General features: G+C 41.6%; 14 protein-coding genes. 4 read left to right on the top strand and 10 right to left on the bottom strand.

The genetic code is table 11. The annotated features are described in order from the left end of the window. Positions 1–14: 14 nt before the first annotated feature. The 4 genes from H9Y05_RS13430 to H9Y05_RS13415 all read right to left on the bottom strand — a co-directional run bounded on the left by H9Y05_RS13430 (position 15) and on the right by H9Y05_RS13415 (position 6188). On the bottom strand, positions 15–986 hold the full coding sequence (locus tag H9Y05_RS13430; RefSeq protein WP_216714574.1) for a PorP/SprF family type IX secretion system membrane protein: 972 nt from the start codon (positions 984–986) through the stop codon (positions 15–17). A gap of 6 nt (positions 987–992) precedes the next feature. Beyond that, entirely contained in the window at positions 993–4436 is a 3444-nt protein-coding gene (locus tag H9Y05_RS13425; RefSeq protein WP_216714573.1) for a PKD domain-containing protein, read from the bottom strand. A gap of 193 nt (positions 4437–4629) precedes the next feature. Then, positions 4630–5511, bottom strand: coding sequence for a DMT family transporter (locus tag H9Y05_RS13420; protein WP_216714572.1), 882 nt, complete (start codon positions 5509–5511; stop codon positions 4630–4632). A 20-nt stretch (positions 5512–5531) separates the two neighbouring features. Next, on the bottom strand, positions 5532–6188 hold the full coding sequence (locus tag H9Y05_RS13415) for a metal-dependent transcriptional regulator (RefSeq protein ID WP_163492093.1): 657 nt from the start codon (positions 6186–6188) through the stop codon (positions 5532–5534). 117 nt (positions 6189–6305) lie between these two features. On the opposite strand from H9Y05_RS13415, the gene H9Y05_RS13410 reads away from it, so the two are divergent. Next, positions 6306–8603 carry a TonB-dependent receptor gene (locus H9Y05_RS13410; RefSeq protein ID WP_235992212.1) on the top strand — a complete coding sequence of 766 codons (2298 nt, stop codon included), beginning with the start codon at positions 6306–6308 and terminating at the stop codon, positions 8601–8603. Between the two features lie 102 nt (positions 8604–8705). After that, positions 8706–9437, top strand: coding sequence for an SIMPL domain-containing protein (locus H9Y05_RS13405; RefSeq protein ID WP_163492097.1), 732 nt, complete (start codon positions 8706–8708; stop codon positions 9435–9437). Positions 9438–9725: 288 nt separating this feature from the next. On the opposite strand, the gene H9Y05_RS13400 is transcribed toward H9Y05_RS13405, so the two are convergent. From H9Y05_RS13400 to H9Y05_RS13375, 6 genes are all read right to left on the bottom strand, one after another. Then, positions 9726–11159, bottom strand: a complete 1434-nt coding sequence (locus H9Y05_RS13400) for a TlpA family protein disulfide reductase (protein ID WP_216714570.1) — start codon at positions 11157–11159, stop codon at positions 9726–9728. 41 nt (positions 11160–11200) lie between these two features. Further along, a complete protein-coding gene (coaD, locus tag H9Y05_RS13395; protein WP_216714569.1) occupies positions 11201–11656 on the bottom strand; it encodes a pantetheine-phosphate adenylyltransferase in 456 nt (151 codons plus the stop codon). Positions 11657–11664: 8 nt separating this feature from the next. Next, the gene (gap, locus tag H9Y05_RS13390) at positions 11665–12654 is read right to left on the bottom strand and encodes a type I glyceraldehyde-3-phosphate dehydrogenase (RefSeq protein WP_163492102.1); all 990 of its coding nucleotides are present in this window, start codon (positions 12652–12654) and stop codon (positions 11665–11667) included. An 86-nt stretch (positions 12655–12740) separates the two neighbouring features. After that, positions 12741–15620 carry a nidogen-like domain-containing protein gene (locus tag H9Y05_RS13385; RefSeq protein ID WP_163492104.1) on the bottom strand — a complete coding sequence of 960 codons (2880 nt, stop codon included), beginning with the start codon at positions 15618–15620 and terminating at the stop codon, positions 12741–12743. Between the two features lie 126 nt (positions 15621–15746). Continuing rightward, positions 15747–19550: a T9SS type B sorting domain-containing protein gene (locus H9Y05_RS13380; protein WP_216714568.1), complete on the bottom strand. Its 3804-nt coding sequence runs from the start codon at positions 19548–19550 to the stop codon at positions 15747–15749. Between the two features lie 10 nt (positions 19551–19560). Then, a complete protein-coding gene (locus H9Y05_RS13375) occupies positions 19561–19950 on the bottom strand; it encodes a hypothetical protein (RefSeq protein WP_163492108.1) in 390 nt (129 codons plus the stop codon). Positions 19951–20085: 135 nt separating this feature from the next. On the opposite strand from H9Y05_RS13375, the gene H9Y05_RS13370 reads away from it, so the two are divergent. Both H9Y05_RS13370 and H9Y05_RS13365 read left to right on the top strand, forming a co-directional pair. Next, a complete protein-coding gene (locus tag H9Y05_RS13370) occupies positions 20086–21666 on the top strand; it encodes a hypothetical protein (protein ID WP_216714567.1) in 1581 nt (526 codons plus the stop codon). Positions 21667–21742: 76 nt separating this feature from the next. Next, a complete protein-coding gene (locus H9Y05_RS13365) occupies positions 21743–22357 on the top strand; it encodes a deoxynucleoside kinase (protein ID WP_163492112.1) in 615 nt (204 codons plus the stop codon). The last annotated feature ends 45 nt before the right edge of the window (positions 22358–22402 follow it).

Here is a 22402-nt window from a genome sequence, read left to right as displayed (position 1 = left end):
AGGTGTTTTTTCAGTTAGTTCTTTGTGTTACTCTTCGTACTCGTGTTTTCCAGAATACTCTTGTTCAATTGATCGTCCTCTTCTTCCAGTGAAACCGGTTTTTTCTTATTCAGGATAATGGAAAGCATTACTTCGTGGGAACCGGAGTTGTACTTTCTCAAGCCGTTGACAGAAAAATCATATCCGTAGGCAATCGTGAAACGTTCTTTCCATACAAATCCGGCATTGATTCCAATTGCGTCGTCGTGGCGGTAGATCAGCCCCAACCAGTATTTTTTGTCATACATGGCTCTCAACATACCGGACACTTGCACAGGTACAGGTTTGGTATACCGAATCAATACACTTGGCTGGAGTTCTATCTTTTTCTTCTCAAAGACAAAATTGTACCCGGCAATCAGATTGAAATGAAATTGTAACTGAGAATTGTATCCTGTGAATTGAATTGCTCTTCCCAGCATACGTTGCGCGGATCCCATGACGAAAAATTTAGAAGAATAGAGGTTGAACCCCATGTTTACATCAACCGCGTTGGTAGAATAAACACTTCCGGTGAGTACCTGATCACCCTCGTCCGCCATGATGGCATCATACAAACGAATCCGGTATTGAATGAATCCGGGTTGAATTCCTAATCCCAGTTTTAGTGTTTCCGATAACTTAAAATGATGGGCATAATTTAAATGCACACCTGTTGTGTTCATCAAACCGGAATTTTCATTGTACAAACCGAGTCCGTAACCGATTTTTCCCTCACTGCGGACAGAACCGTGAACATTGAAGTTGAAGTTGGAAGGTGCGTTCTCAAAACCAACCCACTGATTGCGATATCCGGCATTGAATACATGTACTTCCTGGCTTCCGGCAACGGCTGCGTTGTAATAGAACCGGTTCATCATGTAGTTGGAGTAAATACCCATCTGCTGTGCGCGTGCCGGTAGTGTTGTTAAAACCACCAATGCGATAAAATAGAACAGTTTATTCATGGTTTATTATTTCTTTTTTCTCAGTACTAATAGTGCCCCTTTGTACACAGGTTTTGCAATGTCCTCATTCAGGTTGATGATATAGAAATAGTTCCCGTCAGGAACTTCTTCTCCCTGGAAACGACCATCCCACGGTTCGGTGTATCCTTCAGACCGGAATAATTGTTGTCCCCACTCATTGTAGATTTCTACAATTGCGTTCGGATAGAGTAATTCGATAAATGAAAGTTTCCAGACGTCATTCAGACCATCTCCGTTCGGTGAAATAACGTTGGGAATCAATGTGCTGATTTCTGATGTTACATTGTCAATTTCCACCCAGACAATGGTGCTGTCAAAACATCCGAGGTTGTCATATACATACTGAACAACCGGAAATAATCCGTTCTGAAAGTAAATCGTTGATGGGTGCTGTGCCGTCGATGTTTGTCCGTTTCCGAAATCCCACTGATAAGCACTGGAATAAAGGGATGTGTCAATAAAGTTAAATGTTGTTCCCACGTTGACACCACTTGTGAAGTTGTATGAAAAACCGGCTTCAGGCAGAGGGGTGATCACTACTTGTTGATTAATGGTGTCCGAACATCCGTTGACAGTGGAAATAATGTGCGAGACATCGTAACTTCCGGGATTCGGAAAGGTGAACGTTGCATCACGGGTTTGAACCGTTCCCTGTCCTCCGAAATCATAATACCAATAGTTGACCTGATCCGTTGAGGTTGAATTGTCGGTAAAGGAAACCACCCGTTGATTATTGGTACAGTTGGCACTGAACAAAAAGCCAGCCACAGGAAGTTCAAAAATATCAATCGTTTGATTGGTTGTATCTGTACAACCGACACTATTGGTGACAATGAGGGTGATACCATATTGACCGGGTTGTGTGTACAGGTGAGCAGGATTTGTACCTGTTGAAGTTCCTCCGTCTCCGAAATTCCAATCTGTATTGGTAATGGTTCCGTATCCTGCCAGAGAGAAATTAGTGAATTGAGCAACAACTCCAAGGCAGTTATCCTGACTACTGAAATTGGCATAAGGTGGAGCAACGAATACATATTGTACGACATCATTCACTGCGACACAGTTTCCATTGTTGGTAGAGGTGAGTGTCAGTACAATCTGTCCGGATGAAACTTCAGAAGCTGTCGGAGTATAGGTTGCATTCAGATGGGTATTGGAAGGAGAGAATGTACCAGCTCCACCGGACCAGATTCCTGTTGTCGCCCCGCCGGAAATATTTCCGTTCAGAGTAATCAGTGCGTCGTTTGAACAAACCAGGTCATTATTTCCTGCATTAATCGTGGGTGCATCTGTATAAATGATATACACACTATCTCTTTCCTGAAGGCAATTTCCGTTGGATGTGGAACGGAGATAAATCCAGTTGTTCTCAAAGGCAATATCATTTAATCCGGGGTAATAAGTTGTTGATAAAGAAATATTATTCGGTGAAAACACCCCATCTCCCGTGCTGTTCCATACACCTGTTGTTGAAGCTCCTGAAACGGATCCGTTCAGTGATACAAGGTTGTTGTTGGCACATACAATGATGGTATCCATTGAAATTGATACAACCGGTGGGGGTGTGATATTGATGTGCATGGTATCTGTTTCCGCCAGACAGTTTCCGTTATTGGTGGAAGTCAGTACAAGCGTAGCATTTCCCGCCGCGATTTCGGATGGAGAGGGTGCGTAAGTCGCATTCAATGACGTTGCTCCGGGAGAGAAAATTCCTCCTCCTGCGGACGACCAGATTCCTGTTGATGCTCCTCCCTGAATCGTTCCGTTGAGCGATGTAAGCGCATTATTTGCACACACCGTTTGATCTGCAGACGCGTTCACTAACGGCTGTTGGTTGACCGTTAAATACAGTGTGTCTTTTTTGGAAGGACAAGATGCATCAGATGTCAGGATAATTTTGACAGGATTGATCAATACGTCCAGATGACTGGGGATGTATTCATTTGTCAGATTATTGAGACCGTAAGCAAATGAACCATATCCGGTACTACTCCATGTTCCCGTCAGGGTACCTCCGCCGACAACACCATTCAAAGGAAAACTGACATTTGCACATACGGTATCATCCGTACCTGCGTTGACGTATGGTTTGCTGATATAATCTGATAAAAAGGCATAACTGTATCCGTTCGAAGGGTTTCCTTCTAATACAGCAAGTCCGAAAATGTCTCCTGAGTTTTCAATTACTGCCAGTGATCCGGAAGGTATTTCGGAAGTGGAAAAGAACTTTTGGGCAACTTTAAACGCACCACCTGTTCCCGGAACATTCGTAAAATCTCCGGCATTGATGATGCCCGCAGTTCCGTTAACAGTGAATAGCCCTTCATATCCGGTACGGGTGTATACTACAACACCAAAGTCATCTGCTGAATTTCTGTAGGCCGATGTAACATAGTCTCCGGCGCAAAATACATTGGGTACTTGTGATGCCCCCAATTCACATCCCATTGAACTGACATGATAGACGTACACGGGTTTATTGGATTCAATATAAGCGATGTCATCTGTTAAAGTAATCTCGTGCGTTTCACTCCAACTGATGGTAGTGGTCGTAGTTGTGGAAGTATGGATGGTTAAATTGGTACCGTTTTGTGTTGCCAGGACGTAAACCCGGTCTGTACTTCCCGGTCCTTTTCTGACAATGTGTTTTGTTCCCAGTTGATTGATATTTGTCAGCTGTTCTCCGATGGCATCGGAACAAGATGCATTGGCCAGACCATCTTCAAAAATCGTAACGGCGACCGGTTTGTTGGAGGAGACAATGGATCCTGCAAGAGAAGTTGCTGCTGATGTGTTCATATCTCGTGCACTGTATGTTTGCCCGGCATTTAACACGACAGAAAAAGAAGTATTTGCTATATGTCCTGTAATTGCTGTCCGGGGAGTGATCAGAACAGTTGTATTATCTTCTGTGGCAACAATCTCAATGGATGAAAAGGAAGCGGGGGTTGTGGTTGAATTGGCCCAGTATTTTTGAAAAGGTGTATAGAAATTTGTTCCCAACGCGTTGACTCCTTTGAGACTGAACAATTCTTTATTGTTTGTGCTGTTGATCGAATAGCTGGCTGATATGCGTGCCGATGATGTGATTTTAATTCCGTTATTGGAAACAACATTCCCCGCAGAGGACTCAATACTTGCAATAAAACTGCTTAAATCGATCTGCTGGTTCGTATTGGCAGGAACCAATACCGTTATCGGAGTAAAACCGGGATTTGCAGGAATACTCATTGTTACAGTCGCTGGATTGGCGTATGCTGTCAGGTGAATGTGAACAGGGCTGTCACCTAAACCGCTGGATGCATTCGGAGGAGCAAACCAAAACAATGTGTCTTTTTGTGCGGACGAATAGTTAGAAAGCGAAAAAAAAATGGAAAAAAATAAAATAAACACGTGTAAGTGCTTCCTTTTTTCAGTGATAGTGTTCATAAAATCTTTTGTCTGTTGTTAAAAAGCTTTTATCAATTACCAGTTAAAGTGGGTATAGTAATTGAGGTGCAAATATAGGTATTTAATCCTCTGATTGTTAAAAAAGAAGAAAAAAAATAAAAATAAAAGCAGAATCTAACAGTTTTTTATGAAAAAATTCAGTTTCGGGTTTCCGGTAAATACTGCCCGATCGTTATTTGACAGAACTTTTATTAACCAGGATTACAGAGACAAGAATAACCAATACTCCGATACATTGCAGCATGGCAATTCGTTCATCCAGAATAATATGCGCGGATAAAATGGATACCGGAATTTCAACAGCAGCAATAATGGCACCGATTCCGATACCCACTAACGGAATTCCTTTTGTAAAGAGCAAAGGAGGAATAATGGTTCCGAACAAAGCGAGTAAAGCTCCCCACAACAATCCGCTTGTTGATGTGAAATAGGTAATGATATCATAATTCCAGTAAACGAGCACGAACAGGAGTCCACCTGAAATCAGGTATTGACTTCTCACGGCATTCTTATGTCCGGTTTCAATGTTGCTGGATGCATACAGGGAGATAGTGTAGGAACTTGCCGCCATCATTCCGAGCCCGATTCCTCTCCAGTCAATGGAAGCTACTTCGACCAATACATTTGTTGCCAGTGCGGTACCAACGAGGATGGTAATCGTTCCGATGATTTTTAACGGATTGGGAAATGTACGACTTAACAGTGCTTCCAGTACGACACTCATCCAGATGGATTGCATCAGGAGAATGATTCCCATAGATACCGGGATGTACTGAATAGACATGTAATAAAAAATACTAGTCATACCGAAGGTCGTTCCGAACAGTACTAATTTTATTTTGGAAGCGCGTTTTAATCTCGCCTTGCTTTGCTTTTGCTGAAATCGCGCCAGTACGATCAGGAAACAAACACCCACAGCGAATTGCATAAAAGTGAGTACACTGGTGTGGATCCCCTGGTTGTTGGCGAATTTGACAATAGTGGCTAAGATACCATAGCTCATTGCTCCCAGAAAAACAAGCACAGCACCTTTTAGTTGTTGGTTTAATTGCATAAAAATGATGTAAAATAAGATTATTGTTTGTCCACCAGTAGTCGTTCACATACCGTATGACTCAGTGTTTCGGCAGGATGATTTTCATAATGAACCACCATTGTTTTATCGAATGATTCAACGGAAAGAATAGAAATAGAAAGCCCCAACCGTAAATCCCTGCTATTGAGAAATTGTAAAAATTCACTCGAATTGTTGATGACTGCTCCCAGGATAACTTCTTCCCCCGGCAGACAATCACTGAGCTTATGGAATTCTTTCCACTTCATTTTTCCGTCTTTATCCGGTATGGGAGAGCCATGCGGATCAAATTTAGGATAACCGAGCAACGCATCCATTTTTTCAAAAAATAAAGGCGACTGAATGTGCTCAATCTGTTCTGCAATATCATGCACCTGTTCCCAGCCAAATCCCATTTTTTCTACAAGAAACATTTCTGTTAACCGATGTTTGCGAATAATAGCGGCTGCTCTTTTCTCACCTTCTTCCGTTAATTTTAATGGCTTATAACTTTCGTAGTGAACCAGATTTTTGGCCGAAAGCTTTTTCATCATACTCGTCACTGTTGGCATCTTAATGTTCAGGTGACGGGATAACTCATTGACGTTCACTACTCCGCTCTCTCCTGCTAAGTTGAACAAGGCTTTTAAATAATTTTCTTCTGCTAGTGAATTCACACCCCTAAAAGTAGTCAATGAGAACAGAAATTTGAAATTTTTATCAAAAATATTTGTTAGATATGTCTAACTTTATAATTTTGCAAATGAAATAATAGAGTTGGCGACATGTTTTTTTTGAATAAATCATATTGGGGCATCCTTTTCTTTCTGTTTCTGGCGGGATTTTCATTTTCTCAGAGTACTACTATTCACGGCAGGATTACCAGTGAAGGAGAACCCGTTCCCTTTGCATTGATTTTTGTAAAAGGAACATCATTCAATGTGCAGGCGGATGCAGGCGGGAATTATCAGGTTACTTCGGTACCTTCAGGAGCGTATGAGTTGATGGTGTCAGCTTACGGCTATGAGAAGACAACGCGGATGATCCGGATTGAACAAGAACAGTTATATCACCTGGATATTGAATTAAAGCAACCTGAAAAAAGCATCGATGAAGTGGTGGTATCCGGCACAATGAAAGAAGTATCAAAACTGGATAGCCCGGTTCCTGTAGAGGTGTATACAGACAAATTTTTTAAAGCCAATCCCAATCCGTCTATTTTTGAGGCATTGCAGCAGATTAATGGTGTCCGTCCGCAAGTTAATTGCAATGTGTGTAATACAGGTGACATTCACATCAATGGATTGGAAGGCCCGTATACCATGATTCTGATTGACGGAATGCCCATTGTCAGTGGTCTTTCGTCTGTTTACGGATTAAGCGGTATTCCGCAGGCGTTGATCGATCGGGTAGAGGTGGTGAAAGGCCCCGCGTCTACTTTGTACGGGAGTGAGGCTGTCGGAGGACTGATCAATATCATTACCAAAAAGACAACCAATGCACCGTTGCTTTCTGCGGATGTTTTCGGAACTTCCTGGGGAGAATTGAATGCAGATATTTCAGGAAAATTTAAAGCAGGCAAGAAAACACAGTCTTTAGTAGGGATCAATTATTTCAATTACCAGCTTCCTGTCGATAAAAACAAAGACGGGTTTACAGATGTGACCTTGCAGCACCGGATTTCGGTATTCAACAAATGGAACTTTGATCGCAGGGAAAATCGATTGTTTTCTATTGCTGCCCGGTATATTTACGAAGATCGTTGGGGAGGAGAAATGGGCTGGAACCGTTCTTTCCGGGGTGGTGACAGCATTTATGGAGAAAGTATTTACACCAACCGATGGGAATTATTCGGAGCCTATGCATTGCCCTTGGAGGAAAAAATTCTGTTTCAATTTAGTGGAAACGGACACGATCAGAATAGTGTGTACGGGGATGTACCCTACCTGGCACAGCAATACATCGGTTTCGGCCAGTTAACCTGGTATAAAACGATTGGAAGACACGATCTGCTGGTCGGAGCGACATACAGGTATACTTACTATGACGATAATACACCGGCAACAAGTACTTTCGATACATTAACGGGAGGGAAGAACCGACCTTCACACATGCAGTTACCCGGGTTCTTTGTTCAGGATGAACTGACATTGCATCCCAATCATAAATTATTATTGGGGCTTCGCTTTGACTATAATTCGTTGCACGGAACAATTCTCACGCCGCGATTAAACTACAAATGGAATTCCGACAATCGTAAAAATGTTGTTCGGGTAAGTGTCGGAAACGGATACCGGGTGGCAAATGTTTTTACAGAGGATCATGCCGCTTTGACAGGAGCAAGAGAAGTCATTTTTGTGTCAGAATTGAAACCGGAAACATCCTGGAACGGGAATGTGAATTTTGTGAAGCACATCATAACCGGAAACGGTACTTTTTTAGGAGTGGATGCAACGATTTTCTATACCTATTTTAACAATAAAATTATTCCTGATTACGAAACCAATGCAAATCAGATCATTTATGATAACCTGGATGGGCATGCTGTTTCACAGGGGTTGACACTTAACCTGGATCTGTCCCTGAAGAACGGATTAAAAGCCAGGGTAGGAGGTACGCTCATGGATGTATATAGTGTGGAAGAAGGAATAAAGGAGCGTCAACTGTTTTCAGAACGGTTTACAGGTGTCTGGAACATTGGTTACACAATTCGGAAAATCGGATTAACGATTGATTACACCGGAAATGTATACAGCCCGATGCGATTACCTTTACTGGGGCCTGCAGACCCGAGAGATACATATTCTCCGTGGTGGAGCATTCAGAATATGCAGCTGACAAAAACATTCAGACATGGGATAGAGGTGTATGGCGGTGTGAAAAATCTGTTGAACTGGACACCTGCAAAAGGAGTACCGTTTTTAATTGCCCGCTCTGCAGATCCGTTTGATAAACAAGTCCAGTTTGACGGATCCGGACAGGTTGTTGTGACACCGGATAATCCGTATGGGCTTACATTTGATCCGTCGTATGTATACGGACCGAATCAGGGAATCAGGGGATTTTTGGGGATTCGGTGGACGTTTCATTAATTGAGATATATAGTCGGTTTGTTACGAGGAAAAAGATTTAACAAAATTCGTGTGGGCATGTGCCGAAAAAAACTAAATTTACAGAAACCAATTAAAACCTATATGAAACAGCATTTGAATACATTCATCATTGGATTGTCCATTATTATTGTTGCAGCTATTCTGGGAAGTTCATATTCTTCTAAATACAAGCAAAATCAAACAATCAGCGTAACCGGATTGGGGGAAGAGAATTTTGCTTCCGACCTCATTGTCTGGCAGGCTAATTTTTCAAAAAGAGGTACGGATTTGAAGGCTATTTCTGCGGAATTGAATAATGACCGTTCAAAAATTAAAAAATACCTGACATCGAAAGGAATCAGTGAGAAAGATATTGTATTTTCCTCTGTGAGTATTACCAAAGAGTTTTCTAACTCTTATGATGAACATGGAAATTTTATGTCGTCCTATTTTACCGGGTACCTGTTGACACAGAACCTGCGCATCGAATCTAAGGAAGTTGATAAAATTGAAACCGTTTCCCGCGAGGTTACTGAGTTGATCGACCAAAACATCGAATTAACATCATTGGAACCGGATTATTATTATACGAAGTTGGCCGAATTGAAGTTGAAAATGATTGAAAACGCAACCAAAGATGCAAAAGAACGTGCAGAGAAAATCGCATCTAATTCCGGAAGTTCGTTGGGAAATCTGAGAAATGCATCCATGGGAGTGATTCAGATCACGGCAAAAAATTCTGCGGAAGATTATAGCTGGGGTGGATCGTTTAATACTTCTTCTAAATTAAAAACAGCTTCCATTACCATTCGCCTGGAGTACGCAATCGATTGATCTGCCCGGAAGAGAAATAACGAATTTTTGTTGCAAGTGGGGTGAGGGGACTTATCTTGTTTTTCAAACGGTTGCACAACGTTCTGAAGTTAAATCAAACCATTTTGGTGCTGATAATCAGTTTGTTTGTGTGATTGTTTGTTTGCGATTCTCATGATTCCCATATCGCTATATCGTCATATTGCGATATCGTTATATAGCGATATGACAATATGCCCCGTCACATTGTAAATTTCAAAAAAGTATTAGTAAGAATAGTGACGCAATTTATTTTTTGAAAATGGAGAATCATCTGTTTTCCCGCTCTTCTTTCAACGCTTTCTGAATATTGAAGAACACCTTGTCAATTGTTTCGTACAGGTTGTTGGGTTGCGGACCTAAAGCCGGTGCCTGAACAATATAGGTATATGGATCAATCAGAACGTAAGACGGAAACGTTGCTATTTTGTAGTTCGACCAGAACGTTGCATTGTCCGGAATAACGGCAACATCCCATGATAGCCCTGAAAGAACCTGTTTGTTTTCCGTATTCACGGCCGATGCTTTACAAATAGTGAGAAAGGTAATCTCTTTCTGATATTTTTTCTGCAATGCTGTCAACAATGGCAATTCAATTTTATTCTTCTCTGAAGATGGATCAAAACAATGAATGTACAGGTATTTCCCTTTATAATCAGAAAGTCCTTTGGATTGATCACCGATGGTTTTTACAACAAATTCAGGTGCTCTTCCGCCGCTGGCTGCTTCTGTGAGTCGTGAAATCATATTGGCAGCGATTGTTTTGTTCGCTTCAAATAACGCATGATTCTTAACACTGTCAAGTACTGTAATAATGTTGGTCTGCGGATAATCGGGCGCATAGTATAATTCAGAAAGCAGCTCGATCATCGCCAGTTCGCGTACCCGCATATTGATCATGGTGTATTCCATTCCCAGTGCATTCATGATCAGTGAAGGGCTGCTTTTGAGCAATCCGAGGTATACTCTGTTATTTACCTCCAGGGGAATGGTGGGCATCATTCCTTTATAAAAGTTTTTAAAATAGTCCATATAAGCATCATTTCGATACCGTACAGGTTGATATTTGATGTAGAAATCGTGCTTCTCGTAGCGGTTTCTGTTAGCCGTTTGCTGGATATTGTCTATGGTATTGGCAATGGTAAACCGAACGTAGTCATAGATGTAATTACCGGTGTCTTTTGCGTAATATTTCTGAGCTGCTTCTTTGAATTCATCCATACTTTTACTGAACGCAACCGGATTTTTCAGGTGGTCAGAATAGTTGATTGCTAAATAATTATCCAGCCAGCGATTGAATCCAAGAATCTGGTAATTGATGTCTGTAGAATCAAGATCATAAAAGGTCACTTCTACCTGGTTTCCTGCCGGTCGATAGGGTTCATATTTGTCTTTTACAGGAAAATAAACGGAATAGTTTCCTCCTGGTTGTACATATAAAAAAGAACGATTATTACCGATTCTTACAATGACTTTTTGGACTTCCTCTACCGTGAAAATCAATGAAAAAATAGAATCATTTTTAACAGTTGCAGAAGCCATGGTCGACTCCTTCATACTGAAATAATCTTCAATTTCATTCAGTTGTACCGTCTGTCCGATATATCCGGGAGCAAACCCTTCTATTTTTACGATTTTACCGGATTGAGCAAACCCTGTTACACTCAGAGCAAGAAGAAATAAGGAGAAGAAAACATGTTTCATTTCATTGTTTTTTGACTTCAGATCAGAAATCATACCACTTATTAAACGAGTAAATGCGGATTTGTTACAAATTTATCAATCGCAGCTCCGTTTCGGTGTATTTCCCGTATGATTGTAGAACTGATTGCAGAATATTCCGGATCCGTGAGAAAAATAACGGTTTCAATGGAGGAAATCGATAGATTCATATGTGCGATGGAACGTTCGTATTCATAATCTTTTGAATCGCGTAATCCCCGGATGATAAATTGCGCATCAATATCTTTACAAAAATCAACCGTCAGTTTATTGTATACTTCGACTTTTACTTTGGGTTTATTTTCGAATAATGACCGGATATGAAACAGACGCTTATCCGTATCAAATAAATAATTTTTCGTGCTGTTGACCCCAACTCCGATTACAATTTCATCGAACAGGTGTAATGCTTTCTTTATCACCACTTCGTGTCCTTTTGTAAACGGGTCAAAGGAACCGGGAAATAATCCTCTTTTCATGATGGCTCTTAAATGAATTTAACAAGGTCAATCAACCGATTCGAGTAACCAGCCTCGTTGTCATACCAACCTACAATTTTAACCATTTTTCCTACGATACTTGTCAACTCTGCATCGTACAAGCAACTGGTCGGGTTGCCGATGATATCGACTGAAACAATCGGGTCTTCCGTATATTCGAGGATTCCTTTTAACTCACCTTCAGATGCTGCTTTCATCGCCTGGTTGATTTGTTCAATCGTAATCGGGTTTTTGACCACCATTGTAATATCTGAAAGAGAACCGTTCGGAACAGGTACGCGTACTGCTCCGCCACCGATTTTCCCTTCGTATTCTGGGAAGATTTTAGTGATTGCTTTTGCTGCACCTGTGGATGTCGGCACGATTGATTCTGCTGCCGCTCTGGCTCTTCGCAAGTCTTTGTGGGGAGCATCATGCAAGCGTTGGTCGGATGTGTAGCTGTGAACGGTTGTAATAAACGCATTTTCAATTTCACAGATTGATTTCATCACATAAAAGAGGGGAGCAATGTTATTGGTCGTACAGGAAGCGTTTGAAATCACTTGCTCTGTCCCGTCCAGAATGTGTGTATTGACTCCCATGACCACTGTTTTGATCTCTGAGTCCGCAGGGGGAGCAGAAATAATTACCTTCCGGGCACCTCCTGCCAGGTGTTTTTCAGCCTGTGATTTTTTTGTAAATAATCCGGTTGATTCAACGACGATTTCAACGCCATATTTCCCCCAGGGAATTAATTCAGGATTGGATTCCTGGTGAAAATAAACTTTCTTCCCGTTTTCAAAAACCAATGCGTTGCCATCTATTTCAAATTTCAATGGATTACGTCCATGAATACTGTCATATTTAAATAAATGAGCCAATGTCTTTATGTCAGCTAAATCATTGACCAATGCAACCTGAAGATCATCTTGCATGAGTGCCATTCTTACAAAATAGCGCCCGATTCTTCCAAAACCATTAACACCTACAATTTTCATATGCCTACTTTTTTAACAAAAATACGTAAAAACGAAAAGAGGTCACCACATTTGATGACCTCTTCTTTATATTCATATCAGATTTTTTAGTGAACTACCTGGATGAAACCGTGTTTCGTCAGTTCGTCGCCACCAAAAATCTTCGCTTTGATCGTATAGAAATATACTCCTTCAGGAACGATATTTCCACCACGGTCTCTTCCGTCCCATGATCCGTTTACGTCACTGAATTCATAGATAATATTCCCCCAGCGGTTGACAATGATACAATTGAACTCAGCAATTCCGTCTGAATTAACGAACCATTGATTATTTCCTGACTGAGATGAAAGGGAAATAATGTTTGGTGCTTCAATGTCACATGCATGGTATGTAATTGTTGCAGTGTCAGAATACGTATAACATGGGTTACTGATCGTGATAACATAGTTTCCGGCTTCCGTAACAGGAATGGAAGGTGTTGTTGCTCCTGTATTCCATGAGTACGTTACTTGATAAGGAGGTTCCCATGCATGTAATTGATATTCGACACCGTTACACAAACTGGTATCTTTAACTTCCGTATAGATGTACGGAGGGAAGTTAATGTTTCCTTCATAATAAATATCACAGAATGCGTCATGGTACTGAACAGTATAAACACCTGGTGTAGATACGGTAATTCCTGGTTGTGCTACCGTGTTTCCGTAAATAAATACAGCAGCTGTATCTTCTTGCCATGTTGTTGACGGATTATCCAATACAGACCATGTTCCTCCCTGGAAGCTGACAACAGATAAGTCAAAACTTCCTAAGTTACACGCCTGAGTCGGAATGTTTGGTATACCGGCAGGTACGAACAAAATTGTCGCATTGTCAGATAAAGACGGACAATACTTATCCGTGAATGTTACCTGGGCGCTGTACGGTAATACAGATGTTGTGATAACCGGATTGTGAATCGTATCATTCGAGAAGGTGATCACAGATGGATCCAATGTCGACCATGTTCCACCGTTGAAAGAGGTAACCGAAGCCAGATCAACTTCATACGTGTCGCCACAAATCGTATCATTTTCAAAGATGGTCGGACGGAACGAATAAATAATTTGGGCTTCCAGGTTGCCTGCGCACGGTGTACTTAAGTAAACAGTATAGATACCATACGTTGTGGCCGTAATAATCGGGTTGGAAGCAGTTGTACTTGAGAAGGAAATCTCCGGATGAGGAGAGGACCAAACAGCTCCTGTTCCTGCAAACGATCCCGTCACCTGGTAATTCAGGTTGTTACAAGAGATCGCATCCGGGAAGATAATAGAAGGTACTCCCTGACCGATTGTAAAGGTTGTATCATTTTGACACAATCCCGTACTGTCCTGGTTGTAAATGGTATATGTTCCGGGTGTTAACCACATTGAGAAATCACCATCGTTCGGACTTCCTGTATTCCAGTCCATAAAATCAATTGCCAGTGAATCTCCGATTGTCAGAAGAGTAGAGTCTTCTCCCGGGCACAGGTATAAATTACCTTGTAAATTAAAGTTAGCTGGTTCAGGAACATAGATATATTCTTCAACGCGTTTGTAACAGTTCCCCAAATTGACCGTTACGCCAAATACACCCGTTTCGTCAATGTATGTTTGGGGATAAGTACTTTGATCGTCCCACAAATAGCCATCATACGGACCGTTCAATACACTTACCTGGAAACTGTCGCAGGCGGTGGTGTAAGAAAGCTGCGGATTTAAACTGGTGCCGCTATTGTCGATTATAACGACAAATGAAATGGTTGTCACTCCCGGAGTAGGAGAGAAGTTATCCGTTGCAGTTACAGACATGTTATATGTTCCTGCATCTGCCGGCGTTCCGACTACCCGTAAAACCAGGTTAGCCGTATTGCCCGAGATGTTTGCAATTTCCTGTACTGAAGCCAAACCACCGTTGTTGTATGTAATGGATGTTGTTTGATTCAACTCAGGAGATAAAAAGGTTAACATGATGTCAGCTGTATCTCCGTATGAACAGATTTTAAATGTATCGCATGAAGAAACACCTTGTGCAATTGGTGGAATATTTTGAGACCCTGTAATGTCAAAGAAAAAGCTTTTATAGTCCAGGTACGAAATTCCATCGTTATTACCAAGAGGTCCGTCAAAGTCATTTCCCGGATGATCAAAACGACCAATTAAGAAATATCCTACGTTGTCTCCTTTGTTTGCTCCTGCAGTTGCAGGTACTCCACAGAATCCGCCTGAGCCGCCACATGTAAAGGTACTTCCGTTATAAGAGCAAGGTCCGCTTGGGTTACAAGATGCAGCACCCGTCGTCCATTGCATGTCCTGGTAACAGAATGCTACATTGTTTCCATCCGGAACAGCAGGATCGGCACCATTTGTCAGAATTAACTGAAATGTATTTCGTTTATCCCCTTGCGTGTTGTAATAACCAACGCTTTGCCAGTTGATATAAATCGCAGTTGGTGTAATTTTATACAATACCTGCCCGAATCCTCCGCGTGTATCAACGTCTGCCCAGAAAGGAGCAATAATGCGATTGTTTGCAGAAGGAAATGCTGTTGATGAAAACGTGGCTAAAGGAGTTCCGAATGTCACATTTCCGTTATTGTTAATATACAAGGAGTTGTATGTTGTCCCATAAAAATTAAATGAGAACGGAAGATTGATCAAGGAACTGGACCCATCATCATTTGGTGCCAGTGCAAGGGAATAGGTTCCGTCCGGTTGGACAAAACAGTCGCAATCTGTTGCTCTGGATTTTGTTTGAATCGAAGGGCCGATAACAGGTTTAGCTGTCCCTTCCGTAATCTGGTAACTTAAATCTTGTACAATTGTGTACTGATCAAGTGTACCATCCATTTTGGCTTGGATGTACTCGGGAGAATCTACTCTTATTTCCTGTTGAGAAAATAGATTAATTGTAAAAAGTTGACTCAAAAGTACAATCACTAAAAAACGAATACTTTTCATAGGATTTTATTTTCTTTTAAAATGTAGACTACAAATCTATAAAAATAGTTGCTTCTTTAACAAAATAAAAAGGGAGTGTTAAAAAACACCCCCTTCGTTTTTAGTGATCCTTCGGGACTTAGATCGTTAATGGACTACCTGAATAAATCCATGTTTATCAATTTTCTCCCCTCCTTCCAGTGTCGCATCGATTTTATAAAAATAAACACCTTCACTTACAATATTTCCTCCCATATCACGACCATCCCAGTGTCCGTTAACACCGTCGTATTCGTAAATTAAATTCCCCCAGCGATTCACAATGATGCAGTGAAAGTCTGCAACACCATGGCTGTTCACAAACCAGAGATTGTTTCCTGATTGAGAAGATAATGAAATGACATTTGGAGCTGAAATATCGCAAGCTTCGAAATGGATGGTTGCAGAATCAGAATACGCATAACATTCATTGGATGCTGTAACGATATACAATCCGGGCTGATTGACAGTGATGGATTGTCCCGTTGCTCCTGTATTCCAACTGTAGGTCTGTCCATCCGGACCATCCCAGGCAGATAGCGGATATTGAACCCCCAGACACAATGTTGTATCGTTGATATTCGTCCATGGATAAGGAAGGAAGTTCAGGATTACCTCTTGTGTCATATTACAGAAGTTGTCTGTAAAACTCATTGTGTATGTTCCTGCCGTAGGGTGGGAAGAAACAAATGTTTGAGAAGGAATGTTTCCTCCGGATGTCGGATTTCCTGAAACAATGACCAATGCGGTGTCTTCATGCCATGAAGTAGAAGGATTATCGATAACCGTCCATACTCCTCCGGTATGAGAGCTGGTTACCAATATCTCAGACATGTCATTACATGAATGTGTAGGAGGCTGTACGACCGTAGGGTATGGTGCAATAACAACTGTTGCTGAATCTGCATCACACACATCGACATAGATCAGGGTAAAATCAGTAGTGATTGTTCCTGAGTTAGGAGTAAACGTCGGATGTAATGTGTTGGCAGACGGACTGAATGTTCCGCTTCCGGCAGGAAGAACTTCCCAGTGTCCGCTTCCGGTTGACGTAACACTTCCGGCAGGTACCTGGAAGGAAGTGCCACAAAATGCTGTGTCATTAAATATCGTAACATTAACAGGGAAGACCAGTGTGAGGTCTTGTTGAAAGAAACAAGATGTTGAGACATTATTTGCATAGGTAAATGTTACCGTGTATGTTCCGGGATTCGCATTCGCATTTGTCGTTACGATTCCTCCCGCCACTGTTGGTGATGGTGTGAACGTAACTCCGGTACCACTCCAGACACCTCCTTCATATGAGTTGACAACAAGTTCTTTAATTGTCTCACAATTGTCAGACGGAGAAGAAACGGTAGGAAGTGGCATGATTGTCACGTCGACTGTGTCTGAAGTACAAGCATCTGTTAAAATGAATGAATAATTAACAATTCCGGAAGATGCTGTAAACAATGGATTTAAAACAGTGTTATTATTGAAAGAGCCATTCCCGTTTTCTTCTGACCATGTAAATGTTCCCTGGACAGAAACACTTCCCTGAGGAACCTGGAATGAAGTGCCGCAGACCGTTGTGTCATTGAATAATACAGGTGGAACATGTGCAACAACAATCGCAGTATCTGAAACAGTACAGTTATTAGAAGGATCTGTTACATGTAGAATAAATGTCGCAGTCGTCGGTACTTCAGGATTGGGAATATTGCTAAAATCAGACAAGTAAATATTTCCATCTGTTGCATCCCATGAGTAAGTGACTGATGATCCTGTATTGGATGATCCCTGTCCCTGCAGATATGCAGTGGAATTAGGACATATGACCAGATCAGGGCCTGCATTTGCAGTTGGAAGAGTAGTGTTTCCTGTAACAATAACATCAACAGACGAAGAACATCCGTTCCCCGGATCTGTCGCTGTAAATGTATAGGTTCCGGCTAAATCAACTAAGCTATGCTGATCCTGAGTCCCTAAAATATTTCCGTCAGCAGTACTCCATGAAACGACGGCATTTGCAACAGATGTATTTCCGGATAAAATAACGGTTGAATCGTTACAGGAAATCACAGGTGCTGTAATCGGGTCGATAACAGGACCGTCAAGATCACCGTCTACCGATACCGACACCGATGTAATACACCCGTTTGACTGATCTGTTACAGTAAATGTATAAATACCGATGCCGTCAATCAACGGAGTAGTCGTGCTGTTACCTGATACAATGCTTCCGTCAGGAGTTGTCCAGTCATAAGTCAGGTTGTTTTGATTTCCGGATGAATTGGTTGCATTTCCTTGTAACGTTTCACTGGAATTGATACAATCTAAATCACCGGGAGGATCAATACTTACAGTCGGCTCACTTCCGTTTCCGTTCACGACTACTGTTGCCGTACTTGTACAGGATGTTGTCGGATTTGTTACCGTGACAATATAATTTCCAATAGAATTGACCGTTGGAGCAGGAGTTGTGCCTCCTGCCACGATTCCCCCGCTTCCTCCACCGGAATCGGTCCATAAAAAGTTGGCTCCGGGGGTGGTTGAGGAGCTCTGGAGCTGAATTCCGGAAGGATTGGTACAGTCTAAAACAACGGGAGACGTTACCGTAATATCCGGACTCGGGTTCACAGTTACGTTAAAATTAACTACCGGAGAACAATAGGTCGGGTCCGGAGTGAAGACATATGTTCCGGAAGAACTGTTATTTATCGTAGCAGGTGACCATGTTCCGGGAATACCGTTCAGCGACGCCGAAGGTAAGGTAGGTGCCTGGTCCCCCTGGCAGATCGTAATCGGGTCAAATGTCGGAGTTGTTGTTGCCGGTGCATTGTAATTCAATATGTGCGAACAATCGTTGGATCCGGTGAAATAGGTCTGGATAGTACACGTTGGTGTATTTAAACTCAATCCGGGGAGTGAAATGACGTAGGGGCTGCTTCCCAATGACGACACGGGGATTGTTTGCGTAGAACCGCTGCATGGCGTAATTACCAGGTTTCCGGTAGTAGGAGGATTGGAAAAGTTAACCTCCAGATTGGCGGTATATGTTCCGTTGCCGACATTGCAGTTAACACTCGCAACTTCTGTTTCTACGTAACAACAGGCTTCTACGTGAACGGTTAATGTATAGTCATTGGTTGTCGGACACCCCGGGACACCTCCTCCCGATGAATGTACGGTATACGTATAGGTTCCTACAGTTGGTGGAGGGGTAACAGTTACCGTAGCTCCGTTTATTGCGCTCAGATGAGGAGAAGGATCCCATGTATAAACGCCATCTCCTCCGATGGCCGTTGTGGTCACACTTTCACCCATGCATATTGTTACTTCATCCCCGGTTGATAAACTCAACGGGAGTGCAACTCCTTCCGTGGCGACAAATGTATAATCACAGACGTTTCCGGCGTATCCGTCAATCATAATGTAATATTGATTACCAGGAGTCAACCCGGTCGCGGTGACATCATAAGGAGTGTTTTGCGCATACATCTGATTCACGCATACTAAACCCGTTACAGGTCCACTTCCGCATGTAGCGGCATCGAAGATAAATACCTGAATACCTTCACTGCTCGGACAATTGTAAACATATGCATCAAACGAAATAGTCGTTGATTCTGCCGTAAACGATAGAAATGCATTGTTTTCAATCGAGCCACAAAATGCACCACCCCCGCTGGTACTACCTAACTGAGGCCATGTATCTACAGTATAAGAAGCGGATGTTGTTCCACAAAATCCATGGACATTACAAATCGGTGTTGCCGTGGCGCATGATTCTCCGGGAGGCGGATTCACTGCACACGGAGGCATGCCCGGAGGCGGAGGGACAACACCACTGCTTCCCCCTCCTGAAAACGAAATAAATGAAATGGCAATACTACAAATAAGTAGTAACAGGTGAGTAATAGCTTTCATAGGGTTACATTTATAATTTTTGAATAAGGATTCTTTCGACACTTCCGTTTGGTTGTGTGAGTGAAAGTTTACATTCTTTTTCAGTTAAGAAGTCAATTCGGGCAATGATTAATTTTCGGTCCCGTTTCGGGTTGTTGTCAACGGACTCCACACCGGGTTGTACAATTTCCATGATGTATTGTCCCAAACGCTCTTCCACAACAATGAACGTTCCTACTAACTTTCCTTGTTGGTAGGTTGAGACCTTATTTCCTTCGATTTTAACCTGATCATAATAAGTGTCCGTGGCAACTTTGTAATCACCGGAAGAGATCGGAAGACGGACCTGGGAGAATAAACTGCTGCTTGTAAATAAACACGTGAACAGCAAGAGTAAAGTGGTTGATTTTACCTGTTTCATAATAGCATGTTAATAACTAAATAGTTGATATACTTATCCCAGACGACAGATCCAATTAAATAGTTGCATCGGATAAATACGGAGCCAAAAGTATAAAATTAATCTACATTCATTTCTAAACCATATCTTTGTTCAATGGGAAAAAATCAAACACTGATGAAGCCGCTGAGCTTGTTGCTGCTCTCCTTGTCGATTGGATGGTGTGCGTGGAATATAAGTGGGGCTTCTCTCCTTTTATTTATCGCCCTTGTCCCGTTTTTTCTTGGGCTTTCGTCTATTAGTGATTGTCACAAAAAGAACGGATTGATTGCCGTTTTGTACCTGTTGGTGTTTAAAGTAGTGTGGGTTGCCGGACAGGTTTATTGGCTGAAAGACGTAACCTTTGATACTTTTTTTGCAATTGTTTTAACGCATTCCCTTTTGTTTGTGTTAATTCTAACGCCTTCCGTCTATTTTATTGCGAACAAAAAGACGAACCTGGCGATTTATTTTCTGCTGATCGGATGGATTCTGTTTGAATACCTCAAACAAAGTATTGCCTTGCTGAGTCCGTTTTATATACTCGGAACTTCTTTAGGAGAATACCCGTCGATAATCAGAGGTTACAGATGGATTGGGATAGAAGGGGGGAGTGTGTGGATCCTGCTGGTGAACTTTTTTGTTTATAAAACAATTTCCTCTTGGAAAGATAAGGTGCAATTAAAAAAGAATGTGATCAACCTGGGGATAACGGTTGTTGTGCCATTATTGCTATCCGTTGTGCTGTCTGTTTTTAAAAATGAAGGGGTTGAAAAGGTGCGTGTAGCGGCATTACATACCGATTTCAATCCTGTGAATCCTTATTATGCGGAGCATCCGGATGTGATTATTGACTCGTTGTGGAAATTATCAGAGGGAGTAGATCGTCAAACGGAATTGCTTGTATGGCCCGAAACGGTGATCACTAACCTGGGATGGATGCAGGAGTTACATCAACATGCAGGGCTGGATTCTTTACAAAAGAAAATAGCAGGTTATCCGAATCTTAAACTTGTTTTTGGGGCAAATACCAATACCTTGCCAACGGATAAGACGGATGAAAAGTTGAATTACAGCAGCGAACACAATTTTTACTATTACGTTCACAACCTGGCATTTTCTCTTGATACGATCGGTATTCAGTACCGAAGCAAAGAGATATTTGTCCCTTTCCAGGAGGAAATTCCATATGTACGGACCTTTCCGTTTCTCAAAAAAATGATTACAGTTGTAGGGAATCCGAATTACTATACACAATTGGAAAACGATACAGACGTTCATTATACGGGGAAAGGAGCAAGTTATCTGCCGCTGCTTTGTTATGAAATCTGTTATCCTTTATACACAGCGAAAGCTACCGGAGATGTTGGTTTTATTGCAATGATGGGGAATGAACATTGGAATACAAGTGAAAAAGGGTCTGAAATTTATTTCAGCATTTTAACCGCAATTGCCATCCAGAATAATTGTGCCATCCTGAAAAGTTCAAATAACGGGATCTCCGTGATTATGAATGGACAGGGAGAGGTGTTGGAGAAAAAAGCATTTGGTGATACAGGACTGATACAGGGAATTGTTTCTGTAAAAGATGGGAACTGTTTATATACATATATCAGCGGATACAGTTACCTTGCGGCATTGATCCTGTTTCCTGTTCTACTGTTCCGGAACCGGAGAAAGAAACAAAACAACAATTAAAAAAAGATATTCAGAGAAACTCTTCTTGTTTGTTTTCTCAAATATTGTAAATTTATCCTCTCAAAAAATATAAGTTATGCACATTGCTATTGCTGGGAATATTGGATCGGGAAAAACAACGTTAACTCAGTTGTTGGCAAAACATTACGGATGGGAAACACATTTTGAAGATGTGGAACAAAACCCGTACCTGAATGATTTTTATGAAGACATGCAGCGTTGGTCGTTTAACCTGCAGATTTATTACCTGAATTCCAGATTTACCCAAATACAAGAGATCAAAAATACAAAAGCGAGTGTTGTCCAGGATCGGACAATCTACGAAGATGCATTTATTTTTGCTCCCAACCTGCACTCAATGGGGTTGATGACAACGCGTGATTTTGAAAATTATTTCTCCTTGTTCAACCTGATGGATTCTTTTGTTTCAGCACCTGATTTGTTGATTTACCTCCGGGCAAGTGTTCCGACACTGGTGAATCACATTCAACGTCGGGGACGTGATTACGAAGAAAGCATCCGTCTGGATTATCTGAAGCGGTTGAACGAACGTTACGAAGCATGGATTTCTACATACGATAACGGAAAGCTGTTGATCATTGATATTGATAACAACAATTTCCCGGAAAATCAGGAGGATTTGGGAAAAATCATCAATGCGATTGATGCGGAAATTCACGGATTGTTTTAAAGAATAGAAATAAGACACAAAGAAAGGAGATAGAAAATTTTCCTT

It is taken from the genome of Taishania pollutisoli (assembly GCF_014518315.1).
GTDB lineage: Bacteria > Bacteroidota > Bacteroidia > Flavobacteriales_D > Crocinitomicaceae > Taishania > Taishania pollutisoli.
This window is presented reverse-complemented; position numbering and strand designations above follow the sequence as displayed.

What these genes read in the sequence shown, in the direction of transcription:
- H9Y05_RS13370 (WP_216714567.1), top strand. Translation starts at nt 20,086, where the DNA reads ATGGGAAAAAATCAAACACTGATGAAGCCGCTGAGCTTGTTGCTGCTC.
- H9Y05_RS13430 (WP_216714574.1), bottom strand. Translation starts at nt 986, where the DNA reads ATGAATAAACTGTTCTATTTTATCGCATTGGTGGTTTTAACAACACTA.
- gap (WP_163492102.1), bottom strand. Translation starts at nt 12,654, where the DNA reads ATGAAAATTGTAGGTGTTAATGGTTTTGGAAGAATCGGGCGCTATTTT.
- H9Y05_RS13425 (WP_216714573.1), bottom strand. Translation starts at nt 4,436, where the DNA reads ATGAACACTATCACTGAAAAAAGGAAGCACTTACACGTGTTTATTTTA.
- H9Y05_RS13385 (WP_163492104.1), bottom strand. Translation starts at nt 15,620, where the DNA reads ATGAAAAGTATTCGTTTTTTAGTGATTGTACTTTTGAGTCAACTTTTT.
- H9Y05_RS13420 (WP_216714572.1), bottom strand. Translation starts at nt 5,511, where the DNA reads ATGCAATTAAACCAACAACTAAAAGGTGCTGTGCTTGTTTTTCTGGGA.
- H9Y05_RS13380 (WP_216714568.1), bottom strand. Translation starts at nt 19,550, where the DNA reads ATGAAAGCTATTACTCACCTGTTACTACTTATTTGTAGTATTGCCATT.
- H9Y05_RS13365 (WP_163492112.1), top strand. Translation starts at nt 21,743, where the DNA reads ATGCACATTGCTATTGCTGGGAATATTGGATCGGGAAAAACAACGTTA.
- H9Y05_RS13405 (WP_163492097.1), top strand. Translation starts at nt 8,706, where the DNA reads ATGAAACAGCATTTGAATACATTCATCATTGGATTGTCCATTATTATT.
- H9Y05_RS13400 (WP_216714570.1), bottom strand. Translation starts at nt 11,159, where the DNA reads ATGAAACATGTTTTCTTCTCCTTATTTCTTCTTGCTCTGAGTGTAACA.
- H9Y05_RS13375 (WP_163492108.1), bottom strand. Translation starts at nt 19,950, where the DNA reads ATGAAACAGGTAAAATCAACCACTTTACTCTTGCTGTTCACGTGTTTA.
- coaD (WP_216714569.1), bottom strand. Translation starts at nt 11,656, where the DNA reads ATGAAAAGAGGATTATTTCCCGGTTCCTTTGACCCGTTTACAAAAGGA.